The organism is Ruegeria sp. BC7 (assembly GCF_056539165.1).
This window is the reverse complement of record NZ_JBQFUL010000004.1, coordinates 19,652-41,788: the sequence shown is the minus strand read 5'-3', so window position 1 is coordinate 41,788 and position 22,137 is coordinate 19,652. Positions and strand designations below refer to the sequence as shown.

General features: G+C 59.0%; 20 protein-coding genes. 9 read left to right on the top strand and 11 right to left on the bottom strand.

Annotated features, from left to right (window positions below; genetic code table 11):
• The first annotated feature begins 29 nt into the window (after positions 1-29).
• The 9 genes from ACR0KS_RS12650 (at position 30) to ACR0KS_RS12610 (ending at position 9,663) form a co-directional block, all read left to right on the top strand.
• Complete coding sequence (locus tag ACR0KS_RS12650; protein ID WP_170566081.1) at positions 30-1,646, top strand: acyl-CoA dehydrogenase family protein; 1,617 nt, start codon at positions 30-32, stop codon at positions 1,644-1,646.
• A gap of 44 nt (positions 1,647-1,690) precedes the next feature.
• Positions 1,691-2,584, top strand: coding sequence for a tRNA 2-thiocytidine(32) synthetase TtcA (gene ttcA, locus ACR0KS_RS12645; RefSeq protein ID WP_170485560.1), 894 nt, complete (start codon positions 1,691-1,693; stop codon positions 2,582-2,584).
• Between the two features lie 71 nt (positions 2,585-2,655).
• Positions 2,656-4,200 carry a bifunctional diguanylate cyclase/phosphodiesterase gene (locus ACR0KS_RS12640; RefSeq protein ID WP_170566078.1) on the top strand — a complete coding sequence of 515 codons (1,545 nt, stop codon included), beginning with the start codon at positions 2,656-2,658 and terminating at the stop codon, positions 4,198-4,200.
• 123 nt (positions 4,201-4,323) lie between these two features.
• The gene (gene yidC / locus ACR0KS_RS12635; RefSeq protein ID WP_170566075.1) at positions 4,324-6,153 is read left to right on the top strand and encodes a membrane protein insertase YidC; all 1,830 of its coding nucleotides are present in this window, start codon (positions 4,324-4,326) and stop codon (positions 6,151-6,153) included.
• A complete protein-coding gene (locus ACR0KS_RS12630) occupies positions 6,150-6,887 on the top strand; it encodes an MOSC domain-containing protein (RefSeq protein ID WP_170566072.1) in 738 nt (245 codons plus the stop codon). The genes yidC and ACR0KS_RS12630 overlap by 4 nt, the downstream gene beginning before the upstream one ends.
• The gene (gene yihA, locus ACR0KS_RS12625) at positions 6,884-7,537 is read left to right on the top strand and encodes a ribosome biogenesis GTP-binding protein YihA/YsxC (protein ID WP_170566069.1); all 654 of its coding nucleotides are present in this window, start codon (positions 6,884-6,886) and stop codon (positions 7,535-7,537) included. The genes ACR0KS_RS12630 and yihA overlap by 4 nt, the downstream gene beginning before the upstream one ends.
• Before the next feature lie 60 nt (positions 7,538-7,597).
• Complete coding sequence (argB, locus tag ACR0KS_RS12620; RefSeq protein ID WP_170389968.1) at positions 7,598-8,461, top strand: acetylglutamate kinase; 864 nt, start codon at positions 7,598-7,600, stop codon at positions 8,459-8,461.
• Between the two features lie 21 nt (positions 8,462-8,482).
• Positions 8,483-9,169 carry a ferredoxin gene (locus ACR0KS_RS12615; protein WP_170566067.1) on the top strand — a complete coding sequence of 229 codons (687 nt, stop codon included), beginning with the start codon at positions 8,483-8,485 and terminating at the stop codon, positions 9,167-9,169.
• A complete protein-coding gene (locus ACR0KS_RS12610) occupies positions 9,166-9,663 on the top strand; it encodes a SixA phosphatase family protein (protein ID WP_170566064.1) in 498 nt (165 codons plus the stop codon). Before ACR0KS_RS12615 ends, ACR0KS_RS12610 begins: the two co-directional genes overlap by 4 nt.
• Positions 9,664-9,709: 46 nt before the next feature.
• Here ACR0KS_RS12610 and ACR0KS_RS12605 read toward each other — a convergent pair whose 3' ends face one another.
• The 11 genes from ACR0KS_RS12605 to ACR0KS_RS12555 all read right to left on the bottom strand — a co-directional run bounded on the left by ACR0KS_RS12605 (position 9,710) and on the right by ACR0KS_RS12555 (position 22,022).
• A complete protein-coding gene (locus ACR0KS_RS12605) occupies positions 9,710-10,501 on the bottom strand; it encodes an amino acid ABC transporter ATP-binding protein (protein WP_480534637.1) in 792 nt (263 codons plus the stop codon).
• Positions 10,502-10,513: 12 nt separating this feature from the next.
• The gene (locus ACR0KS_RS12600; RefSeq protein ID WP_170566062.1) at positions 10,514-11,818 is read right to left on the bottom strand and encodes an amino acid ABC transporter permease; all 1,305 of its coding nucleotides are present in this window, start codon (positions 11,816-11,818) and stop codon (positions 10,514-10,516) included.
• Between the two features lies 1 nt (position 11,819).
• A complete protein-coding gene (locus ACR0KS_RS12595) occupies positions 11,820-13,088 on the bottom strand; it encodes an ABC transporter permease subunit (RefSeq protein WP_170389960.1) in 1,269 nt (422 codons plus the stop codon).
• Positions 13,089-13,213: 125 nt separating this feature from the next.
• Positions 13,214-14,230 (bottom strand): amino acid ABC transporter substrate-binding protein, encoded by a 1,017-nt coding sequence (locus tag ACR0KS_RS12590; protein WP_170389958.1) that lies wholly within the window; start codon positions 14,228-14,230, stop codon positions 13,214-13,216.
• A 207-nt stretch (positions 14,231-14,437) separates the two neighbouring features.
• Positions 14,438-15,145, bottom strand: a complete 708-nt coding sequence (locus ACR0KS_RS12585) for an ATP12 family protein (RefSeq protein WP_170566059.1) — start codon at positions 15,143-15,145, stop codon at positions 14,438-14,440.
• A gap of 4 nt (positions 15,146-15,149) precedes the next feature.
• Positions 15,150-15,821, bottom strand: a complete 672-nt coding sequence (locus ACR0KS_RS12580) for an HAD-IA family hydrolase (protein WP_170803202.1) — start codon at positions 15,819-15,821, stop codon at positions 15,150-15,152.
• Positions 15,818-16,861 carry an RluA family pseudouridine synthase gene (locus ACR0KS_RS12575; protein ID WP_170566053.1) on the bottom strand — a complete coding sequence of 348 codons (1,044 nt, stop codon included), beginning with the start codon at positions 16,859-16,861 and terminating at the stop codon, positions 15,818-15,820. Before ACR0KS_RS12575 ends, ACR0KS_RS12580 begins: the two co-directional genes overlap by 4 nt.
• Positions 16,862-16,970: 109 nt before the next feature.
• Complete coding sequence (locus ACR0KS_RS12570; RefSeq protein ID WP_170566050.1) at positions 16,971-18,281, bottom strand: replication-associated recombination protein A; 1,311 nt, start codon at positions 18,279-18,281, stop codon at positions 16,971-16,973.
• 4 nt (positions 18,282-18,285) lie between these two features.
• Positions 18,286-19,671, bottom strand: a complete 1,386-nt coding sequence (locus tag ACR0KS_RS12565; RefSeq protein WP_170566047.1) for a trypsin-like peptidase domain-containing protein — start codon at positions 19,669-19,671, stop codon at positions 18,286-18,288.
• A 145-nt stretch (positions 19,672-19,816) separates the two neighbouring features.
• The gene (locus ACR0KS_RS12560; RefSeq protein WP_170566044.1) at positions 19,817-20,707 is read right to left on the bottom strand and encodes a DUF2950 family protein; all 891 of its coding nucleotides are present in this window, start codon (positions 20,705-20,707) and stop codon (positions 19,817-19,819) included.
• Position 20,708: 1 nt separating this feature from the next.
• Positions 20,709-22,022, bottom strand: a complete 1,314-nt coding sequence (locus ACR0KS_RS12555; RefSeq protein ID WP_170566041.1) for a DUF3300 domain-containing protein — start codon at positions 22,020-22,022, stop codon at positions 20,709-20,711.
• Positions 22,023-22,137: the final 115 nt, after the last annotated feature.

Sequence of the window (22,137 nt, the reverse complement as noted above, 5' to 3'; positions counted from 1 at the left end):
ACAGTTGACCCATTCAGCCGGAGGCCCGAATGACATCCCAAGCGCGCCACACCCTGCCCACGCATGAAGTCGTGAACCAACCTCCCACGCGCGGCGATAGCGACCTTTGGGGGACTGACCCGGTTCTGCGGAACCTTCTGCGTAGCTTCGGAGGGCGCGCCGACCCTGTATCGGCCTATGGTGACATACTCGGGCTCGCCGAAACGCGCGAATTGGGGCGCGAGGCCAATCGGCACCCGCCGGAACTTGTGCCGTTCGATCAAGGTGGCCGTCGCATCGACGAAGTCAGGTTCCACCCTGCGTATCACCAGATGATGCAGATCAGCCAAACTGCTGGCTACGCAGCGCTGGCCTGGGACGGACAGCCCGGTGGCCACACGACCCATGCGGCTATGGTATATTTGGCCAGTCAGGTCGAACCCGGACATTGCTGCCCGCTGACAATGACCTATGCCGCAATTCCCGCGATCGAAGCCGACGCGCACTTGGCCTCGATCTGGCGTCCAAAACTGTCCGCCTTCGGATACGACAAGACAGCCGAACCAATAGCCAGCAAAACCAGCGCCACGCTGGGGATGGCGATGACCGAGAAACAGGGCGGCTCGGATGTGCGGGCCAATACCACAACCGCCACACGAGACGGAGATCACTGGCGGTTGCGCGGGCACAAGTGGTTCTGCTCGGCCCCTATGTCGGACGGGTTCCTGACCTTGGCGCAAGCTCCGGGCGGCTTGACCTGTTTCCTTGTCCCCCGCTGGTTTGAGGGCGAACGCAACGCGATCCACCTGATGCGCCTGAAAGACAAGCTGGGGAATAAGGCAAATGCCTCGTCCGAGATCGAATACCACGACGCGCTGGCTTATCAGCTTGGCGACGAAGGGGCCGGAGTTCGCACGATTCTGGAAATGGTGCATCACACCCGGCTGGACACCGCCATCGCCCCCGCCGGATTGATGCGCGCCGCTTTGACCGAAGCCCACCACTGGGTCGTGCATCGCAGTGCTTTTCAGCGCCGATTGATCGACCAGCCGCTGATGCGCGCCGTTCTTGCCGATCTGGTGCTGGACTGGGAGGGCGCACTGACGCTGGGACTGCGCGTCGCCCAAGCGTTTGATGGCACCTCTGCCGAGGACCGCGCTTTGGCCCGCATCGGTGTCGCGCTGGCCAAGTTCCTAAACAACAAACGCTGTCCCGTCGTCGCCGTTGAAGCCATGGAGATTCTGGGCGGGATGGGATACGTCGAAGACACCCCCCTGCCATTGATCTACCGCGAAGCCCCCCTGAACGGTATCTGGGAAGGGTCGGGGAACGTGATCTGCCTCGACATCCTGCGAACCTTGGCGCGAGAGCCGCTGGCCGCCGAGGTTCTGCAAGCGGAACTAAACGCCGCGATGGGTGCGGATCGGGAATACGACGCCGCGCTAAAGGCACATCGCGACCGATGGCCGGGCATCCCACCCGAAACCGAGGCACGCTGGTTCGCAGAACGCACAGCGCTTTTGTTGACCGCGTCCCAATTGCTGCGACATGCGCCCGGCCCCGTGGCCGATGGCTTTGTCGCCACCAGAATCGCTGAACACAGCGGTCGGATCGCAGGGTCGGTCGCGGGTCTGGATACGAACGCGCTACTCGGGCGCTTGGAATGACCCGCCCACTTGCCGGGTTCCGCCAACTATTGTAGGGGCTGCGCATGTTTGACGAAGCTGACGATATCCATCCGCTCTTTGCTGGCGCGCCCTCGACCACCGAGTTCAAGAAGCTGCGCAAGCGCATCGTGCGCCAGACCCGCGAAGCGATCGAACACTACGGGATGGTGGATTCTTCGGCCCATGACAAAGACGGCAAGCCCCCTCGCTGGCTGGTGTGTCTGTCGGGCGGCAAGGACAGCTATACCCTGCTGGCCGTTCTTTATGAGCTGAAGTGGCGCGGCCTGCTGCCGGTTGATCTGCTGGCCTGCAATCTGGATCAGGGGCAACCCGGCTTTCCCGCCACCGTCCTGCCTGAGTTCCTAGAGCGGATGGGCGTTCCCCACCGGATCGAATATCAGGACACCTATTCCGTTGTCATGGACAAGGTTCCGCAGGGCCGCACCTATTGCGCTCTGTGCTCGCGCCTGCGCCGGGGCAATCTGTATCGCATCGCGCGAGAGGAAGGTTGTTCAGCCGTTGTGCTGGGCCATCACCGCGACGATATCCTCGAGACGTTCTTCATGAACCTGTTCCACGGCGGACGCCTGGCGACGATGCCGCCCAAGCTGGTGAACGAAGAAGGTGATCTGTTTGTCTATCGTCCTCTGGCACATGTGGCCGAGGCCGATTGCGAGAAATTCGCCAATGCAATGAACTATCCCATCATCCCCTGCGACCTGTGCGGCAGTCAGGATGGGCTGCAACGCCAGCAGGTAAAACAGATTCTTGATCAGTGGGAAAAGAACAGCCCCGGTCGCCGACAAGTGATGTTCCGCGCGCTGACGAACGCGCGACCTTCGCACCTTCTGGACCCAAAGCTGTTCGATTTCGCAGGTCTGAGCCTGAACACTGACAAAAATGACGAAAATGAGGACAAAATTCCTCGGTTGCGTTAACGACTGACTCAGAATGGTTTTCTACGGTTACCCTGAGCGTGCGATGCCCAAGGGAAAGGCCCGGAAAACTGATGTGGAAACATTTCTCTATTAACAGAGCTCTCGACTTTCTCGCCACCGCTTTCAGCGGCCCGTCTGCTTTGGCATTTGCACCGGCGATTTGTCTTGCGGCGTTTTGGATTGGCGGCGAACGTGCGCTTGTTACCGTGGCGCTGGCCCTGCCCTTCTTGATTGCGGCGCTCACGGCTCTGACACCCAAATCGGGTCCGACCTCTGACCACCGTGGCGAGGCGGGCGGCTTTTTGGCGATAGACACATTCGCCACCGAGATGGAGACTTTCTTTGAAGCCAGCCGAAATACGCACCAGGAATCCGCCTGCCTCATTGTCGCATTGGACGGGTTTGCAGAACTTTCGGATCTTCACGGAAACGCAGCAGCCAACCACCTGACCCAACAGTTCTTTAGCCGTGTTTTGTCTGCAATCCGTGCAGGCGACATCACAACGCGGCTGGACCAGAATTCGGTCGCCATCGGGCTGCCTCCGTCGAATCATCTGAACCTTGAGGCATGCATACAGATGTCGGGTCGCATACAGGCTGCCATTGAAGAACCCATCACCCTGAACGGGACCGGCATCTACCTGACGTGTTCGATTGGCTTCAGTCTTTTGTCCAGCGTCCCTGAGGATGGGTTTGAAGCCTGGATAGACGCTACAAGTTCCGCTCTGGCCGAAGCGCAGCGGAACGGCCCGTCCACTATCCGCTCATACTCCAGCGAAACTCGTCGCCGGTCACGCATCCGGGCCAATCTTCGCAAGGAATTCGAGGCAGCGCTTGAGAGTGGTGAAATCCGCCCCTGGTTTCAGCCTCAAATATCAACCGATACCGGGCAGGTCACCGGCTTTGAAGCCCTTGCCCGTTGGGAACATCCGCAAAAAGGCGTGTTGGGTCCGCAGGTATTTCTTCCGTTCGCCGAGCAAGCCGGCTTGATGGAAAAGTTTGGTCAGACCATGCGTCACCATGCATTTGCCGCTATGCGAAAATGGGACCACGCAGGGGTTGCTGTGCCGCGAATTGGCGTCAATTTCGCATCCGACGAGTTGCGTGATCCTGCCCTGATTGATCGGTTGAAATGGGAACTGGATCAAAATGACCTGACCCCGGACAGGCTCGCCGTGGAAATTCTGGAAACCGTCTTTTCAAGACGCCCCGATGACGTGATTACGCGCAACGTGACAGCTCTATCCGGGCTCGGATGCTGTATCGACCTGGACGATTTCGGCACCGGCCACGCCTCGATTGCCTCGATCAAGCGTTTTGACGTTTCGAGGATCAAAATCGACCGGTCATTTGTAGCCAAAGCCGATCGGGACGCCAGCCAACAGCAGTTGGTCAGCGCGATCCTGACGATGGCAGAGCGACTGAATGTCGAAACACTGGCCGAAGGCGTGGAAACTCAAGGGGAACACGCGTTGATGGCGCAACTGGGCTGTGATCACGTTCAGGGGTTCGGGATCGGCAAGCCGATGCCATTTGAAAAAACTCTGGACTGGATCACAGCGCACCAGAACAAGGTTAAGGGTGTCCCCAAGATCGGGCGTCAAGCGGGCTCGTAAACGCGAAATTACGCCAAAAAAGCCTTATACGCGACGACAAGACGGGCGATTCCGCTTGACCTTTGGGGCTGCACTCTGTTGAACCCACCGGGTGTCTTTCACTGCTTAAGGTGGCTGTCCCAGATGGACGATCAGAATAAGAATCTCATCCTCGCAACCGCGCTCAGCTTTGTCGTGATCCTCATTTGGTTCGTGCTATTCCCACCGCCCGAACAAGTGACTTCGACCGATCAGAGCGAAATCAGCGCAACTGAGGCCAACGAGGTTCAGACGCCCAGCGCTGCAGGAACCGGGACAGCGGGTGAAGCGACCGCCGCCGCCGAGGAAACCCTGCCCGAGGCACAAGCCCCAAGGGTTCAGATCGACACACCTCGTCTTGAGGGCAGCCTGTCCCTGTCGGGCGGTCGCATCGATGAGCTATTCCTGAAGGACTACAAGGTTTCGATCGAAGATGGTGCTCCGATTGTTGAACTTCTGTCTCCGGTTGGCTCCGAGTCCGCCTATTACGCCCTTTACGGATGGGCGCCGGGTGCAGGTGTCACGGGGTCTGACGTTCCGGGTCCAAACACGCTGTGGACCCTCGAAGAAGGCGAAACACTGGGCGTCGACACTCCGGTCACCTTGAAGTGGGACAATGGAAACGGCCTGACCTTCCGCCGCATGATCTCGGTGGACGAGAACTATATGTTTGAGGTCACCCAATCCGTTGAAAACAATACCCAGGCCGAAGTCGGCATGGCGCCCTATGGTATTCTGGCCCGCCATGGCATCGGCGAGGACGGCGATCTGCCCGAGCTCAAGAACTTCTTCATCCTGCATGAAGGCGTGATGGTCATGGCCGACGGCGTTTTGGATGAGATCGACTATGGCGATGTCCGCGATTTCGACATTGACCCCAATGAACGCGCACAAGCCGAGGTTTTCCAGGTCAAAGAAGGCGGTTGGATCGGGTTTACCGATCACTACTGGATGACCACCCTGATCCCCGAGGAAGGCTCGGCCTTCAAAGCCGCCGCGAAGTATGACGCGCGCCGCAAAATCTATCAGACCGAGACGGTTCTGCCGACGCTCACAGTGGCGCCTAACGCAACCGAACAGGTAACCACGCAGCTTTTTGCTGGCGCGAAGGAATGGGAAACCATTCGGGAATATCAGGCCGACGGCGTTCAGAAATTCATCGACAGCATCGACTGGGGCTGGTTCTACTTCCTGACCAAGCCGATCTTCTGGCTGCTGCACAACATCAATGCGCTGATCGGCAACATGGGCTGGTCCATTATCGGCCTGACCCTGATCATCAAGGCGATCCTGTTCCCGCTGGCGTTCAAATCTTACGTCTCGATGGCGAAGATGAAAGAACTGCAGCCGCAGATGGAGGCCCTGAAAGAGGCTGCGGGCGACGACCGCCAAAAGATGCAGCAAGGCATGATGGAGCTGTACAAGAAGGAAAAGGTGAACCCCGCCGCGGGCTGTTTGCCGATCCTGATGCAGATCCCGATCTTCTTCTCGCTGTATAAGGTGATCTTCGTGACGATCGAACTGCGTCAGGCCCCGTGGTTCGGCCCGTTCCAAGACCTGAGCGCACCTGATCCGACCTCGATCATGAACCTGTTTGGCCTGCTGCCCTGGGGCGGCCCGCAGCCTGACACGCTGATGGCGCTGGTCTTCATTGGTATCCTGCCGCTGTTGCTGGGTATCTCGATGTGGCTGCAGCAAAAGCTGAATCCGGCACCAACCGATCCGACTCAGGCGATGATCTTTGCCTGGATGCCATGGGTGTTCATGTTCATGCTGGGCAGCTTTGCCAGCGGGCTGGTGGTTTACTGGATCGCGAACAACACGATCACGTTCACTCAGCAATACCTGATCATGAGAAGCCAGGGTTATAAGCCCGACGTGTTCGGCAATATAAAGTCCAGCTTCAAACGCACGCCGAAGACGGATGACAAATGACGGCAGAAGTAACCAGCCTCTGGCGGCATCCCATCAAAAGCCACGGCCATGAGACTGTCGAAACCGTAACACTGAACCCCGGGCAGACCATGCCCGGGGATCGTGTTTGGGCGGTCGCGCATGAGGCATCCAAAGCAGATGGTTCGGAATGGGCACCTTGTGCGAATTTCAGCCGTGGTGCCAAGGCACCGCAGTTGATGGCAATCACGGCCAGGCTGACAGGTGATACGGTGGCGCTCAGCCACCCCCAGCGCCCTGACCTGAGTTTTCAGCCAGACACGGAACAAGATGCTTTCCTTGAATGGGTGAAACCTTTGATGCCGGCCGACCGTGCCGCCTCTGCGCGTATCGTGCGCGTACCCGGACGGGGAATGACCGACAGTGACTTTCCATCGGTCAGCCTGTGCAACATGGCCTCGCACCGGGCGGTTCAGCAGAAACTGGGCAAGGAGCTGTCCATCAGACGCTGGCGCGGCAATATCTGGTTCGACGGCCTGCCCCTGTGGGAGGAAAGTGAATGGCTGGGTCGCGAGGTTCAGATCGGACAGGCCGTGTTCCACGTGCGTGAGCGGATCACACGCTGTCTGGCCACAACCGCAAACCCGGACACCGGCGAACGGGACGCGGATACCCTGGGCGCGCTGAACAGTTGGAACCACCAGGAATTCGGCGTTTACGCCGAGGTGATCCGAGGTGGAGAAATCAAAACAGGCGACACGGTACAGGTTCTATGACAACGCTTCCTTTCCCCCTTGCTGAGACATCAGACGAATTCTCGCTTGAGCGCGGGCGCAAACTTTTTGCCGGCCCGTCTGAATTTGTCAAAGGCGTCGTGGCGATGAACGGCCTGCCCGCCCCGGACCGGCTGGAGGTCTGCTTTGCCGGTCGTTCCAACGTCGGCAAGTCCAGCCTGATCAACGCGCTAACCGGCACCAAGGGTCTGGCCCGTGCCTCGAACACGCCGGGCCGAACACAAGAGATCAACTTTTTCACCCAAGGTCCCGAACTGTATCTGGTTGACTTGCCGGGTTATGGCTATGCCAACGCGCCGCTCAAGGTGGTGGAAAAGTGGCAGCGGCTTTTGAAACAGTATCTGAGCGGTCGACAGACCCTGCGCCGGGCCTTTGTCCTCATTGACTCGCGCCATGGGGTAAAACCCGTCGACGCCGAGATCATGAAGCTGCTGGACACCAGCGCCGTGACTTTCCAATGCGTGTTGACCAAGGCCGACAAGGTCAAGGCCAACGACCGTGAGAAAGTTCTGGGTCAGGTGCGCGGCGCATTGTCCAAACACCCGGCGGCATTCCCGGAGATCGTTCTGACGTCGTCCGAAAAGGGGGATGGCATCCCCACTCTCCGCTCGATCATCGCCAGTTTGGAATAGCTTCACCCTTGGCAGCGCGGGGCAAAGGTCCTAACACGGGGCCTCAGAGGAACAGCAGCCATGAAGACACGAGATATGAACCGGGACTGGATCGCAACCGCAGCAACTTTGAACAGCGCACTGCCGTATTTGCAGCGCTACGACGGCGCGATTGTCGTAATAAAGCTGGGCGGCCACGCGATGGGCAGCGACGAAGCAATGGAAAGCTTTGCCCGCGATGTGGTTCTGATGCGTCAGGTGGGTGTGAACCCCGTTATCGTGCATGGCGGCGGGCCAATGATCAACGCCATGCTGGACAGGCTGGACATCCAATCCGATTTTGTGAACGGCAAGCGGGTGACGGACAAGGCCACCGTGGAAGTAGTCGAGATGGTTTTGTCTGGCCTGGTAAACAAACGTATTGTTCAGGCGATCAATGGACAGGGCGGAACCGCCGTTGGACTGTCGGGCAAGGACGCCAACCTGATGATCTGTGATCAGGCCGATCCCACGCTGGGTTTTGTCGGGTCTCCGTCCGAAATGAACCCCAAGATTCTGCACGATTTGTTCTCGCATGACGTGATCCCGGTGATCGCGCCGCTGGGCGCAGGGCGTGAGGGCGAGACGTTCAATGTCAACGGAGACACCGCTGCCGGGGCCATCGCTTCGGCGCTGAAGGCAGATCGCCTATTGCTGCTAACGGATGTCTCAGGCGTCAAAAACGCGGCCGGAGAGGTTGTGACCGAACTGAAGGCTGGACAAATCCGCGAAATGACGCTGGATGGTACAATCGCGGGCGGCATGATCCCCAAGACGGAAACAGCACTGGACGCGTTGCATAACGGCGTGCGGGCAGTCGTCATTCTGGATGGTCGTGCGCCCAATGCCGTTTTGCTGGAACTGTTTACAGAGCACGGCGCCGGATCGCTGATCCGCCCAGACTGACCCTTTGGCACCGGAGGAGACATGGAAGCCCATCCCCCAAACTCCTCAGAAGCGTCGCTTGCCAGCTATGAACATGTCGAACAAGCCGCTAAGGGCGCAGGGCTGATCCTTATGGGCGCGACCCACCCGCGTGTGAGCGGCACAAAAGATCTGGATGCGGGTACCCTTGTTCTTCTGGGCGCTGGCCCTGAATTCTGGCCGACCCTGAAATCTGCGCCAGAATGGGCGGGGGATGATCCGGTGGACAGGTGGTCCCTGCGGGTGGTCGGGCAAATTGCGCAGGAATTGGGTGCTCGGGCATATTTCCCCTTCGGCGGACCGCCTTACGCACCCTTTATCGATTGGGCGCTGAAATCTGGTCGAACATTCAGCAGTCCGGTAGGCGCGTTGGTGCACGACACGGTGGGCATGATGATATCCTTCCGCGGCGCGTTGCATTTTTCGCATGAATTCCGCATCCCCGAAGCCCCTGACACATCGCCTTGTTCCGACTGCCCTGCCCCCTGCACCAGCGCATGCCCAGTCGGTGCCCTGAGTGACAAGGATTTCTACAACGTATCCTCCTGCCACGCCCATCTGTCGACTGACGCCGGGCAGACCTGTATGACGGGCGGCTGCCTCGTGCGGCTGTCATGTCCGCTCAGCGCCGGAGCCGGACGTGACCCAGAACAATCCTCGCATCACATGAAGGCCTTTCACCCCTCATGAGCTTAACCTTGATCCTAATGCGTCACGCAAAATCCAGTTGGAATAGTCCGACGCTGGCAGATCATGACAGGCCACTGAACAAACGCGGCCGAAAATCCGCGCCGGCTATTGCAGCTTGGCTGCGCGATAACGGCTGGCTGCCGGATGAGGTGCTGTGCTCCAGCTCGGCCCGAACGCGTGAGACTTGGGATCGGATGGATTTGCAGGCCGACAAGGTTTGCTTGCATCGATCACTCTATCACGCCGACCCCGAGGACATGTTGAACGAATTGTCGGGCGCGACTGAACCAACGGTGCTGATGCTGGGTCACAATCCCGGAATCGCCGAATTCGCCCATCGGATCGTGCATAACGTACCAGAGAACCTTCGGTTTCAGGACTACCCCACTTGTGCGACGACCGTGATCCAATTCGATATCACCGACTGGGCCGATATCGACTGGCACAGCGGAGATGTTCTGGGCTTTGTCACCCCACGCGAGCTTCTGGAATAGAAAAAGGCGAGGCCAAAGCCCCGCCCTTTCGTAATTTTCGACCAGATCAGTGACCCAGAATTTGGCTGAGGAACAGCTTGGTTCGCTCGCTTTGTGGGTTGTTGAAGAACTCCTCCGGTTCGTTCTGCTCCACGATCTGACCGGCATCCATAAAGATCACGCGGTTGGCGACCTGACGGGCAAAGCCCATCTCGTGCGTGACGCACAGCATGGTCATGCCTTCCTCGGCCAGTTCGATCATGGTGTCGAGCACCTCTTTGATCATTTCCGGGTCCAGCGCTGATGTCGGTTCATCGAACAACATGATCCGAGGCATCATGCAAAGCGAGCGCGCAATCGCCACACGCTGCTGCTGACCACCCGACAACTGACCGGGATATTTCAGCGCCTGATCCGGGATTTTAACCTTTTCCAGGAAATGCATCGCGCGCTCTTCGGCCTCTTTCTTGGGCGTCTTGCGCACCCAGATCGGGGCCAGAGTGCAGTTCTCCAGAATGGTCAGATGAGGGAACAGGTTGAAGTGTTGGAACACCATCCCAACCTCGGACCGGATCTTGTCGATGTTCTTGAGGTCATTCGACAACTCGGTCCCGTCTACGACGATCGTGCCCTGCTGGTGTTCTTCCAGCGCGTTCAGACAGCGGATCAGGGTGGACTTACCCGACCCCGACGGCCCCGCGATCACGATCCGCTCGCCCTGATTGACGGTCAGATTAATGTCGCGCAGCACGTGGAACGATCCGTACCACTTGTTCATGTTGCTGATTTCAATGGCGACCTCGTCGCTCACCTGCATTTTAGAGCGGTCGATTTCGCGTTCGATTGCAAGTTCAGACATGTGTTGAACTCCTTAACGATGGCCAGTCTGAAGCTTGCGCTCCAGATACATGGAATAACGGGACATGGAGAAGCAGACGACGAAGAACAGTGCCGCGATGAACGCGAACAGTTCCCAGTAGATGCCGTTCCAGGCGGTGTCGGCACGGATGGCGGATGCCAATCCGATTACGTCGAACAGCCCGATAATCGACACCAGAGTCGTATCCTTGAAGATCCCGATGAATGTGCTCACGATGCCCGGAATTGAGATTTTCAGGGCTTGCGGCATGATGATCAGTCGCTGTGCTTGCCAGTAGTTCAGGCCCAGACTGTCGGCCCCTTCGTACTGACCGCGCGGCAAAGCAGCCAAGCCACCCCGGATCACCTCAGCCATATACGCGGCCGAGAACAGGGTCATCATGATCATCACCCGCAGGATGATGTCAAAGTTGGTGCCCGGCGGCAGAAACAGGTTCAAAAGCAACGACGCCACGAACAACAGAGTGATCAGAGGCACGCCACGAATGAACTCGATAAAGCCCACGCACAGGTATTTGACGATCAGCAGGTCGGACTGACGGCCCAGCGCCAGTACGACGCCGATGGGCAGCGAGACACCGATTGCCACAACGCCCAGCAGGATCGCCAGCATGAAGCCCCCGAACTGACGGCTTTCCACCGCTTCGATGCTGATCGGGATGATCGAGGCCATAGCGCTGGTGAAGAAGCTAGAGATCACCAGCCACCAGATCACGGCGGCCGCAACCGCAAGGATGATGCCGATCAGGTTGCTCAGCTGTTTGCTGAAGATGGTGTAGACACCCCAACCGACGACAAAGCCCAGCGCCGCCGATACCGGCCCCCAAATGGTTCCGCCCCACATCAGCCAAGGCATGAGGAAGGGGTAGATCGCCGAAAAGATCAGCATCTTGGTGGGAACACGATCCGAATACAGCACCGGAGCCAGCGCCACCAACAGCAGCAGCAAGGAAACGATCGGGCGCCAGTACAGATGGCTTGGATAGAAACCGAACAACAGCTGTAGCCAACGGTCATTGATCACAGCCCAACATGCATGACCATGCGTCGAACCCCAATTGGCCATCATGATCTCACGACATTCGTTCAGCGAATCGGCGTTCCAGACTGACTGGAATATCCAAGGCAAAACGCCGGCCAGAACGTAGTAGATCGCATAGAGCGACACCAAAGTCAGGATCGAGTTGAACCAGCTTGAGAACAGGTTGTGCTTGACCCAGCCAAGCAGGCCGACCTCGGAAGCGGGTGGCGCCTGTTCCGGCAACATTTCCGTGCGGACAAATGAAACATCACTCATATTACCGCTCCACCAGTTTGACACGGTTGTTGTACCAGTTCATCACAGCCGAAATGCTCAGCGAGATGGACAGGTAAACCAGCATCAGCAGCAGAACACATTCCAGCTCGCGGCCGGTCTGGTTCATGGTGATGCCACCCAACGTACCCGTGATGTCCATATATCCAACCGCGATCGCCAGCGACGAGTTCTTGGTCAGGTTCAGATAGTTCGAGATCATCGGCGGGATGATCACCCGCAGCGCCTGTGGCAGGATCACCAGTCGCATCGTGCGACCCGGGCGCAGGCCCAGCGCGGATGCGGCCTCGGTCTGGCCCTTTGAGATGGCCAGAATACCAGCGCGCACGATCTCGGCGATGAAGGCTGCCGTGTACAGCGACAAGGCCAGCCACAGCGCAATCAGCGAGTTGCGCATATGCGTCCCGCCCGAGAAGTTGAACCCCTTCAATTCCGGGTAACCGAGGTGGAAACCCAAAACACTCAGCAGGATAATCATCGGTACAAAGAGAATACCAAGCTGGATGTGCCAAATCTTCGGCCGATCGCCGGTGGATTCCTGTTTTGCCTGTGCCCATGCTGACACTTTGCGCATGGTGAAAATACTACCACCCAGCACGATCAGGACAGCAATCAGGTCCAGCGACACATCAAACCGCAGGCTTGACGCGCCGAACAGGTGAATGTCTCCCAGGCTGCGCGAGAACAGAAACTCGGGGATATAGACCCCGCGGTTCGTGATCGCGACCGAGTCGAACAGTTTCATCGTCGCCTCGGGATCTTCGCCCCGGAACGCCCTTGGCGCGGGCAGGCTTTCGATCAGAATGGCCATCGCCAGAACGATCCACAGCAGAACCGGCACGTTGCGGAACATCTCGACATAGACGGTCATGATCCGGGCGATAAGCCAGTTGTTCGACAGGCGCAGGACGCCGACCAGAACACCAACAATAGTGGCCGTGATACAGCCAAGAACAGCCACAACCAGCGTGTTCAGCAGGCCGATAAAGGCCGCGCGTAGATGGCTGTCGCGCGAGTCGTATTCCAGCAGACGTTGGTTGATGTCATAGCTCGCCGGTTCTCCGAAGAAACCGAACTCAACCGGTTTGCCCAGAGCCTCGAGGTTCTGAATGGTATTGGAAATGATCCAGGCTGCCAGAAGCATGAAACCGATCAGAGCAATGACCTGAATGGTCGCAGATCGATACCGCGTATCATAAAGGAGCATGGACAGCCGGAACTGCTCCTTTGGCGGGTCAGTGAGAGTCGTCATGACCTATGTTTTTCCCCGTGCATCCCGGGTGCTCGGCAAGGTTTTTCCCTGCTCAAATCTATCCGGGCGTGTTTCTTATGGAATGAAAAAGGGCGCAGGTTGCCCCGCGCCCTTTCCCGTAGATTTTAGCGGAAAGGCGGTGCGTACAGCAGGCCGCCATCAGTCCACTGCGCGTTCAGGCCGCGCGCCAGACCGATCGGAGTTTCTTCGCCGATGTTCTTGGCAAAGACTTCACCGTAGTTGCCGCCCGCTTTAATCGCGCGCTTGGCCCAATCTGCGTCCAGACCCAGCATTTCACCCAGCGTGCCTTCGCTGCCCAGCAGACGATTGATCTCGGGGTTGTCAGTGCCAGCCGCCATCTCGTCGATGTTGGCCGATGTTACGCCCAGTTCTTCAGCCGAGACCAGCGCGTTCAGAGTCCAGCGGACAACGTCGCCCCACTCGTGATCGCCGTGACGGACCAGCGGGCCCAGAGGCTCTTTCGAGATGATTTCGGGCAGCAGGACGTGATCACCGGGGTTCTCGAACGTGGCGCGGGTTGCGGCCAGGCCCGAAGCGTCTGTGGTGTAAACGTCACAAGCACCAGCCAGGTACTGCTGCTGCGCTTCGGCGTTGGTTTCGATCGGAACCGGTTCATAGCTGATGTTGTTCGAGCGGAAGAAGTCCGCCAGGTTCAGCTCGGTAGTGGTGCCGGTCTGGATACAAACGGTGGCGCCGTCCAGTTCCTTGGCCGAGCTTACGCCCAGCGCCTTGGGCGCCATGAAGCCCTGACCGTCATAGTAGTTCACACCGGTAAATTCAAACTTCAGATCGACGTCGCGGCTGAAGGTCCAGGTGGTGTTACGAGCCAGCATGTCAATCTCGCCCGAGGCCAGCGCGGTAAAGCGTGTCTTACCGGTGGTCGGAACGAATTCAACGGCGCTTGCGTCGCCCAGAACGGCTGCAGCGACTGCGCGGCACAGCGAGACGTCAAAGCCTTGCCATTCGCCATTCGCGTCGGGTGCGGCAAAGCCAACCAGACCGGTGGTCACACCGCAGTTCAGCTTACCGCGCGCTTTGACATCATCGACAGTCCCCGCTGCCGCTGCGCCAGCAGCCAGGCCGGCAACGGTTGCCACGCCCAAGATTACGGATTTTTTCATTTTTACCTCTTCCTGATTTTCCGCCCCGATCAAAGGACGGTTCTGTCCGGCACCTTTGGCACCAGAAAGGTTTCCCCAAAGGTGTCTCCCCTTTAGTGGGCTTGAGTTTGGGCGCAATCATAAACAAACGTCAAGGGTCGGATCAGCGAAAACGATAAGTCGATCCGCAGATGTTTGCAGGAGCGGCGTAAAATCAGGCGTCAGAGATCAAATCGAGACGTCAAAAAACCGTTTAGCGTGTAGGAAAGCGGCTTTTTTGACCTCGGCCGCTGCGTCCGCTTCGTCGTCATGACCCCACTGTTCGATCTGCCATATCTCGTCCAATCGGGAAATTTCCCATATTTCCTCGGCGCCGCGCCAATCTGTGGCTGCGGCAAACCCAAGGATCAAGGACCCTGATAGGCTGACCAGATCGTGAAACGCTGCCAGTTGGAAGTCATTGAAATCATGAACACGTTCACGCAGCGCGGCCAAGGCAGACGCGTCCTGCGGCCGGTGGAGAACGCCGGCAACGGGCAGAAGGCGCGCAGACAGCGCCACGGCAGCCCAATCCAGCGCGGGATCCCACTGCGCGGCCTGCCGTTGCTGCAACTCCTGCGGGTGCGCAGCCCGATAGCATAGCAGGTCCGAATCGCCGTAGTCGGCCAGCATGTCTGCAACCTCGGCGTGCTGGTGTTGCACTTTGTCGATGGCGGCGTTTGCAGATCGAGTAAATGGCATCGTTGTCGGATCGACTTCTTTTTCCTGCGCATCCCATTCCGCAGCGATTTCCTGCGCCATTGCACGGGTTGGCACGATCAGCCCGGCCTTGGCAGGCGTTTTGACCCCGCGACCGTCCAGTTCCACTGTGTATCCGCCCTTAGCGTCAACAATCGAACTTTCTGTCCAGAATCGTTTCGGTTTCCAGTCACTCATATCTTCAGGCCCAGATTTCGTTCAGCACGTTTGGCAATTGGTCAAAGGTTTCAATGATGCGGGTCGCTGACTCCAAGGCGGATCGGTCGTGATAGCCCCAGGTTACGCCGATGCCCGGAACGCCAGCGGCGCGCGCCATATCCATATCGAACCGCGTGTCCCCGATCATCACCGTGTTGCCAGCCCCAACGCCAGTTTTCGCGCACGCCGTTTCGATCATCGACGGGTGGGGCTTTGACGGGTGGTGATCTGCAACCTGCCGCGTCACAAAGTATCGCTCCAACCCGTGCGCTTCGATCAATGCTTCAAGGCCACGCTGGGATTTTCCCGTAGCGACGCCCAACAATACCTCAGGTATAGCGTGCAAGGCCTCAATAACCTCGCGCGCACCGGGATAAAGTGGCGAACTGGCCGCGCCCTGCGCGACACGGTGGGCGTGGTAGGCTTGCTTGTAGCCATCGACCAACCGTTGCTGGACTTCAGTTGCGTGTTCATTGGCGAGTTCTGAAATGGCAACCGGCAGAGAAAGCCCGACGATGGACAAAATGGCTTGCCGGTCCGGAACCGGCAGGGACAAGGCGTTGAAACTGGCGGTCATCGCGGCAACGATACTGCCCTGACTGTCGACCAGAGTGCCGTCCACGTCGAACAGCACCAGACGCAGCGGTGCGCTCATTGCAGTTCCTCGAACGGATCGTCGGCGGCCAGATCCTCGGTCCAGCCGAACGTGTCCCAACTGTGTTTCATATGATCCGGCAACGGAGCCTTAACAGTGATCGTCTTGCGCGTCACCGGATGCTGGAACGACGCCTGCCGAGCATGCAAGTGCAGCTTTTTGCTGATGATCCCGCCGAGCTGCGCACCCCAACCGTCGCCAAGGTTTTCCTGACCCGAGCCACCATACTTGCCATCACCAATAATCGGATGCCCAATCGCGGCCATATGCGCCCGCAACTGATGAGTTCGACCGGTGATCGGCTCCATGGCCACCCATGCGGCGCGCCCTGCCACCCGGTATAGAGTGGCATAGAGCGTGTGCGCCCGTTTCGCGCCGGGTGTGTCGTTGACCTCATTCAGGTGAACGGCGACCATCTTTTCGCCTTCGCCCTGCTTTCCGTGGCCTGATGCCTTGACCAGACCGGTCTTAATCTCGCCCAGATACGGCGTCGGCACACCGGCAACCAACGCCCAATAAATCTTGCGCGTATCGCGGTGGCGGAAGGCTGCGGTCAGGCCCTTGGCGGCCTCGCGCGTGCGGGCCATCAGCAGAACGCCGGATGTGTCCTTGTCCAACCGATGAACCAAACGCGGGTTTTCGTCGTAGCCAAACCGCAGCGCTTCGGACAGGCTGTCAACATGGCGGGTCTGGCCGCTGCCGCCCTGCACGGGCAAGCCGTGTGGTTTGTTCAGCGCCAGCACGTGATCGTCGCGGTAGATCACGCAGGATTGGATCATCTTGGCGTCCGCGTCAGAAATCCGGCGTTTGACCTCGGCCGGTTTGTGATCGACGTCGGGCAAAGGTGGGACGCGCACAACTTGTCCAGCCTCAAGCCGGGTCGAGGCTTTGACCCGGCCGCCTTCAACGCGCAATTCACCCTTGCGGCACATCTTCTCGATACGGCCCTGACTGACATGAGGGAACAGACGGCGCAGCCAGCGATCCAGCCGCTGGTCTCCGTCACCTTCTGCCACGGTGATCATCTGTACGCCGCTCATGCCGATATCCCCTGCGTCGCGCGGTGATCCCGTGCGAAATGCGTGTCTTTCAGTGCCATAGAAAACATGCGCGTCTGTGGCGTGCCCGACCGCAAGAGTCAAGCAGGCGTTAGCCGTTGCGCTGCGCGCGGAGCTTGGCGAAGTATTCCAATCGCTTTTTCAACTCGCGCTCGAAGCCGCGTTCGACGGGCTGGTAGAGATCCGGCCGCTGCATGCCGTCCGGGAAATAATTCTGACCGGAGAAACCATCTTCGGCGTCGTGGTCATAGGCATAGCCCGCGCCATAGCCCTGATCTTTCATCAGGGAGGTCGGCGCGTTCAGAATATGTTTGGGCGGAGGCTCGCTACCGGATTGTTTGGCCAGCCGCATGGCGGCCTTGTACCCCACATAAGCCCCGTTCGACTTGGGTGCCAAGGCCAGATAGACCAGCGCCTGCGCCAAGGCCAGTTCCCCTTCCGGGCTGCCAAGACGTTCATAGGTTTCCCAAGATTGCAGACAAATCGCCTGAGCCTGCGGGTCAGCCAACCCGATATCCTCAACCGCCATCCGAGTGATCCGGCGCGCCAGATATCGAGGATCCTCACCCCCCGTTAGCATCCGCGCAAACCAGTACAAAGCCGCGTCGGGGTCGGACCCCCGCACTGATTTGTGCAGCGCCGAAATCAGGTTGTAGTGTTCATCACCGGACTTGTCGTATTTTGCGGCCCGACGCATCAGCCTTGTGGACAAAGCATCCGGGTCCAGCGGCGCGTCGACCTGCCATGCCGCAACCTGTTCGACCAGATTCAACAGAGCCCGACCGTCACCATCCGCCATTTCCTGAAGCGCTTCGCGCGCGGTACCCGTCAGCGGCAACGCCCGGCCCAGCTCTTTTTCCGCGCGTTGGGTCAGATGCTCCAGATCAGACAGGCTCAGACGTTCGAGCACCAGAACCTGCGACCGGCTCAGAAGGGCTGCGTTCAGCTCAAAAGAGGGGTTTTCGGTCGTGGCTCCGACCAACAGGATCGTTCCGTCTTCCATATGCGGAAGAAACCCGTCCTGCTGCGCCTTGTTGAACCGGTGAATCTCATCCACGAACAAAAGCGTGCCCTGCCCGTTCTGACGCCGTATCTTCGCCGCCTCAAAGACCTTTTTCAGATCGGGTACGCCGGTAAAAATCGCGCTGATCTGAACGAAATGCAGGTCCGTTTCCTGTGCAAGCAACCGCGCGATCGTCGTTTTACCGACACCCGGCGGCCCCCAGAATATCAGGCTCGACAAACTACCTGACGCCAACATGACGCCCAATGGCGCGTCCGGGCCCAGAACCTGCTGCTGCCCGATCACCTCGGACAGCGCTTGCGGCCGCAGGCGATCCGCCAGCGGCCGGTGAGGGCTTGCCGCGGGCTGGGTGGACCCGGTATCGAACAGATCGCTCATTGCGTCACAATCGGAACCGCAAAGACACGGTGCGCCCACCGCGCAGGATGTCGAACTGCAACCTGCGGCCCGGATCGGTTAGCGCGCCGACCAGATCGTCAGGATGTTGAATCCTCTGACCGTTGACGCTGTTGACCACGTCCCCGGCGCGCAGACCGGACCGCCCTCCATAGGGGCCGGCATTGACCACGACGACCCCGGTCTGCGACAACAGCAAACCCATCCGCGAGATCACCGCCGGATTGATGCGCGACACTTCCAGCCCGGGCATGACCGTTTGATCATCCAGCGTGGTCTGGTCCGCTGACGGTGTTTCCGGCGCTTTGATCAGCGCGATCTCAATCTCTGCGCTGCTGTCGCCGCGCAACAAGGTAAGAACCGATGTACCGCCGACACCTGCCACAGACATCCGAAACTTCATCTCGGCGGGTGAGTTCACCTCATCCCCGTCAACATGGGTCACAACATCTCCAACGCGCAAACCGGCCTCGGCCAATGGGCTCAGCGCGTGCAGGTCCGAGATCACGACGCCCTGCGGAATGACAAGCCCCAGAGACTCGGCGATGTCGGCGCTCATATGCTGCCCGGCCATTCCTGCCCAGGGGCTTACAAAGCTGTCATTGCCAGATTGCGCTTGCCGAAGAAACGCGGCCACCAGATTAGCGGGGATGGCAAAGCCGATGCCGTTCGACCCGCCGGATCGTGTTAGGATAGACGTGTTGATCCCGATAAGATCCCCGTTCACGTCGATCAGTGCACCGCCCGAGTTACCCGGATTGATCGCAGCATCCGTTTGGATGAAGTACCCGCGTGCATTGCCGGTTGCCGTGCCCGTGCGCGCCAGCCCTGAAATAATCCCCGAGGATACGGTCTGCCCGACCCCGAACGGGTTTCCGATGGCCAAAGCCAGCTCTCCAACCTCGACCTGATCGGAATCGCGCATTTGAAGGTATGGCAGGTCCGTCGCATCCTCCAGCCGCAGAATGGCGATGTCGCTTTCCTTGTCACCCAACACGACCTGCGCCGAATATTCACGGCGATCTGTTGTTACGACGCGAATCTCGGTTGCCGTTCCGACGACATGGTAGTTCGACACCACGTAGCCATCGTCTGACAGGATCACACCGGACCCCAATGAGTTCTGGACCCGTTGGCGAGGCTCCGAGAACCCGCGACCGAAAAAGTCCTGAAAGAACGGGTCAGAGAATAGGGTGTTCGCACGCCCCTGACGTATGATCTTGGCGTAGATATTCACGACCGCCGGCGACGCCTGCTTGACGACCGGCGCAAATCCCAATGAGATTTCGGCCTGTGATTGGGGAACACGGGTTTCTGCCGCAGCAAGAGACGCACACGCTATGAAAAGTGCGGAAAGGGACGTGCGGAGCATTGTTTCCTCGACCTGCAATTCTCAGATGGATATGCGGCTCCGCGCGCTGTAATGCAAGCACCGACGCACGAAGATGGCCGCTTCAGTCGCTAAGCGCGACTGCTTTGATGGGTTGCAGGTGACCTCGGCGTTCCCTAGCGGCGCGTCACTCTACCGGCGACCAATCAGGGCCGGGGTCATAGGTCTCGATGTCTGCGCTCAGGTCCAGTGTTTCCGGCCCCAAGTCAGCCTCGTAGACGATCCCGTTTTCACCCACCAGGAACGAGTGAATTCCCGTCTCGCCATAGTCCGCCGGAACCGCAAGCATTGCGTGGCCGGCCACGAACTTGTCACTGACCATATAGGAATAAGCCCCACCGGGGGCATTCGGCCCCTGCCCCTGCAGGATCGTGTAATAGTAGCCAAGAAACGGCTCAGCGTCGTAATCTGCTTCGCCGTCGCTCCATCCGGATGCTGCGGCCCTTGCAAGGGCTGCCCCGACGAAACTGTCCTCATCCGGCCAAAATAGCCCGTTGCGCATGCCCGGATCGGCAATGATGGTGCGCGCAAATTCCATGACGCCATCGCCGTTGTGATCAACCAGTCGGAACGCCGCCTGCAGATCAACATAGGCTTCGAGCAGGTCGATTACTTCCAGCTCGTTCAGACCAATCTCACGCGCGGCGATTTCTTCAGCGCCCGCTTCGATGTCAAACTGCCAAGCCTCTCCGCTGCGCAGGATCGGGATGGGGAAAGGCCAGCTATCCTCGCCCAACAGGATCACGACCCCGTCGTCTTCGGGCTGAAAGCGATAGCCTTCGGCGTACATGGCCAGCACCTCACGCCGCCTTTGCTTGTCTTCGGCGGGATCGCCGGACCCGATCAGGTCTTCGGCTTCAGGCCCAAAAATTTCCAGCAGAGCATTGTGGTCATCCGCCCTAAGAGCATCCACAAACGCGTCCAGAGCCGTCTGAGGCGTGTCAAATCGCGCACCCTCGGACATCGCCAGGCCAGCAGATGCGAGAAGAAAGAATACAGAAACAACCGCTTTGCGCATATTACCTTCTCCGTGCTCCCTTGGCCGCATGTCCACGTTTCGACGCGCTTTTGGCCCTGTTACCAGAGGATTTCTTTCTCATGGCCGCACCCTTGGCGGCCGATGGCTTGCGCTGAGTCGTCGCCGGTTTCTTGGCCTGAGGCTTCTTGACGCTTTGCGGCTTCTGCTTGACCGGTTTCTTGACGGCGTCCGGCCTTTGCTTGGTGCGGTCAATGGCCTGCTGCTTGGCGGCGGCCCGGTCCCCGTCTACGTTGCCACGGTTCACCTTCGGCAGTTGCTTGCCACCGCCACGGTTGGCCAACGCGCTTCCGGCCACGGCCCCTGCGCCAGCCCCGGCCGCAACAGCAGCGGCGCGATCACGACTGATATCCGCCGCACCGGATTCCCGGCTCAGCTTGGCCCGCAGCTCATCCGTCCGCCCTTCCGGTCGGTTGACAGGTAGATCGGCGCGCCCGCCTTCGGGCCTTTTGTGATCCGAAATCTTGTCGCGCGCCTGTTCTTTCCGCTCGGGGTCCGGGGTCCAGCCGATATTCGTCCGGTCGCCTCGGTCGATCTCGTTTCCAATATTGATATTGCCGTCCACATCAATGTCGATGTCGGGGTTTCTGACGATGGGCTGGCCATTCCACCCACCGCAATTCCGGCAGCCCCAATAGTCATTCCAATCGTCATCGTCGTCGAAGATTTCGTCAATCAGTGCGACAGCTCCGAACGTCAGCAGCGCGGTTCCAATCACGTCCCCGGTCGAGGGGCCGGTGTAAACGGTCTGCGGATCATATTGCGGGACGTAAACCGTTTCCGTGTTTGTCGGGGTGATCACAACCGTTTCGTCTTCGGCCACTTCAACGGTCTGTTCCGGCCCTGAGATCAGCGCACCGCTGTCAATCGCCTGATCCCGCATGACCTGTACGGCATCCATCACGTCATCGGACTGCGCCAGCATCGCGGTCCCCATAGTCTCGGTCCAGTCGATATGCGTGGCCATCTGCCCAACGACTTCGGGGAAGGCCGTTGCCAGCACACTGACGGACGGATCCCATCCCATGGCGTCGATCTCGGGCTCTAGCTCTGTCGGATCACGATCCGCGTTGTCCAGCAGGAACCGCTCGGCCTTTACGATCTCAAGCGGTTGGGTGGCCGCTACGAATATCTGGATAAGCAACGTGTCGGGATATAACGCGACCGGCGCGACCAGCGTTTGCAGTTCGGCGTCGGTCAAAAGGGTATCGTCGGCCTGCGCGTCCTGCGATGCCTCCTGCGCGAACACAGAAACGGGTGCGCAAAGTCCGAGTACTAAGACAAGATATCTAAACATATTGCGATCCTTCAATTGGACCAAGGATCGCCCAAGTTAATGATTCTGGCAACAAATCCGCTTTTGGGGCCGCCAGAACGAAAAAACCCCCACGCCTGTGGCGCAGGGGTTTCAT

Excerpts from the sequence above, each read along its gene's own strand:
- ACR0KS_RS12615 (WP_170566067.1), top strand. The coding sequence starts at position 8,483 with ATGGAAGCCCATCCCCCAAACTCCTCAGAAGCGTCGCTTGCCAGCTAT.
- ACR0KS_RS12580 (WP_170803202.1), bottom strand. The coding sequence starts at position 15,821 with ATGAGCGCACCGCTGCGTCTGGTGCTGTTCGACGTGGACGGCACTCTG.
- ACR0KS_RS12650 (WP_170566081.1), top strand. The coding sequence starts at position 30 with ATGACATCCCAAGCGCGCCACACCCTGCCCACGCATGAAGTCGTGAAC.
- ttcA (WP_170485560.1), top strand. The coding sequence starts at position 1,691 with ATGTTTGACGAAGCTGACGATATCCATCCGCTCTTTGCTGGCGCGCCC.
- ACR0KS_RS12600 (WP_170566062.1), bottom strand. The coding sequence starts at position 11,818 with ATGAGTGATGTTTCATTTGTCCGCACGGAAATGTTGCCGGAACAGGCG.
- ACR0KS_RS12575 (WP_170566053.1), bottom strand. The coding sequence starts at position 16,861 with ATGAGCGGCGTACAGATGATCACCGTGGCAGAAGGTGACGGAGACCAG.
- argB (WP_170389968.1), top strand. The coding sequence starts at position 7,598 with ATGAAGACACGAGATATGAACCGGGACTGGATCGCAACCGCAGCAACT.
- ACR0KS_RS12590 (WP_170389958.1), bottom strand. The coding sequence starts at position 14,230 with ATGAAAAAATCCGTAATCTTGGGCGTGGCAACCGTTGCCGGCCTGGCT.
- ACR0KS_RS12640 (WP_170566078.1), top strand. The coding sequence starts at position 2,656 with ATGTGGAAACATTTCTCTATTAACAGAGCTCTCGACTTTCTCGCCACC.
- ACR0KS_RS12570 (WP_170566050.1), bottom strand. The coding sequence starts at position 18,281 with ATGAGCGATCTGTTCGATACCGGGTCCACCCAGCCCGCGGCAAGCCCT.
- ACR0KS_RS12610 (WP_170566064.1), top strand. The coding sequence starts at position 9,166 with ATGAGCTTAACCTTGATCCTAATGCGTCACGCAAAATCCAGTTGGAAT.
- ACR0KS_RS12565 (WP_170566047.1), bottom strand. The coding sequence starts at position 19,671 with ATGCTCCGCACGTCCCTTTCCGCACTTTTCATAGCGTGTGCGTCTCTT.
- ACR0KS_RS12555 (WP_170566041.1), bottom strand. The coding sequence starts at position 22,022 with ATGTTTAGATATCTTGTCTTAGTACTCGGACTTTGCGCACCCGTTTCT.
- ACR0KS_RS12630 (WP_170566072.1), top strand. The coding sequence starts at position 6,150 with ATGACGGCAGAAGTAACCAGCCTCTGGCGGCATCCCATCAAAAGCCAC.
- ACR0KS_RS12560 (WP_170566044.1), bottom strand. The coding sequence starts at position 20,707 with ATGCGCAAAGCGGTTGTTTCTGTATTCTTTCTTCTCGCATCTGCTGGC.
- yidC (WP_170566075.1), top strand. The coding sequence starts at position 4,324 with ATGGACGATCAGAATAAGAATCTCATCCTCGCAACCGCGCTCAGCTTT.
- yihA (WP_170566069.1), top strand. The coding sequence starts at position 6,884 with ATGACAACGCTTCCTTTCCCCCTTGCTGAGACATCAGACGAATTCTCG.
- ACR0KS_RS12605 (WP_480534637.1), bottom strand. The coding sequence starts at position 10,501 with ATGTCTGAACTTGCAATCGAACGCGAAATCGACCGCTCTAAAATGCAG.
- ACR0KS_RS12585 (WP_170566059.1), bottom strand. The coding sequence starts at position 15,145 with ATGAGTGACTGGAAACCGAAACGATTCTGGACAGAAAGTTCGATTGTT.
- ACR0KS_RS12595 (WP_170389960.1), bottom strand. The coding sequence starts at position 13,088 with ATGACGACTCTCACTGACCCGCCAAAGGAGCAGTTCCGGCTGTCCATG.